Annotated in this window: 1 protein-coding gene; it reads left to right on the plus strand. The window is 69.6% G+C overall.

What is annotated here, in order from left to right; genetic code table 11:
- Positions 1-1,192 (plus strand): acyltransferase domain-containing protein (locus AC5P1C_RS43740; RefSeq protein ID WP_493871584.1); only part of this gene is annotated, 1,192 nt, incomplete at both ends.

A 1,192-nucleotide genomic window follows, 5' to 3' on the forward strand; every position in this document is an offset into this window, starting at 1 on the left:
GTCGCTGATGTGGGTGCGTCGTTGGTGTCTGGCCGTGCGGCGCTCGAGCATCGTGCGGTGGTGCTGGGGCGTGGTCGGGATGAGCTGCTGGGTGCCTTGTCGTCGCTGGGTGAGGGCGCGGAGAGCGTTGCTGTGGTGCGCGGGGTCGCCGCAGAGCTCGGAGATTCCGTCTTCATGTTCCCGGGGCAGGGCTCGCGGTGGGCGGGCCTGGGCCGGGAGTTGTATGACACCTTCCCGGTGTTCGCCCGCAGTATCGATGAGGTCTGTGAGGGCTTTGACGCGCATCTGCCGTTTGCTTTGAAGCCGGTGTTGTTGGCGGGGGAGCCGGAGGGGCGTGAGCGGACGGATGTTGCTCAGGCGGCGTTGTTCGCGCTTCAGGTGAGTCTGTACCGGCTGGTGGCGCAGTATGTTCCGCAGCCGAACCATCTGATCGGTCATTCGGTCGGTGAGATTGCTGCCGCGCATGTGTCCGGTGTGCTGAGCCTGGAGGCGGCGACGCGTCTGGTGGCTGCGCGTGGCCGGGTGATGCAGTCGGTGTCCGAGCGTGGGGCGATGCTGGCGGTGCGGGCCTCGGAGGCTGAGGTGAGCGGGCTGCTGGCCGAGTATGACCGGGTGGGTATCGCCGCGGTCAACGGGCCGGAGTCGGTGGTGGTGTCGGGTCTGCGTGAGGGGGTCCATGCGCTGCGGGATCGCCTCAGGGCGGAGGGCCGGTCGGCGAAGCTCCTCGACGTCGACCATGCCTTCCACTCGCCGCTGATGGATCCGATCCTGGAGGACTTCCGGGTGTCGCTGGGGGACCTGTCCGGCGGGCGGCTGTCGATTCCGATCGTCTCGGCGCGGCTGGGGCGTGAGGCCACGCTCCAGGAGCTGACGTCGCCCGGGTACTGGGTGGACCACGTTCGTGAGCCGGTGCGCTTCTTCGATGCGGTGGAGTCGGCTCGTGCGGCGGGCGCGAGTGTGTTCCTGGAGGTGGGGCCGGGCGCGACGCTGGCGAGCATCACCACGGAGGCGTTCGCGGGTGAGGGTGTGACCGATGCCCTGGTGGTGTCGGCCTCCCGCCGGGATCGCCCGGCACCGGAGGCGCTGGTCGGTGCGCTGGCCCAACTGCATGTGCGGGGCGCCGCCGTGGACTGGGACGCCCTCTTCGGTAAGCGCCGCCAGGTCGACCTCCCCACCTACGCCTTCCAGCGCC

The organism is Streptomyces sp. A18 (assembly GCF_059026065.1).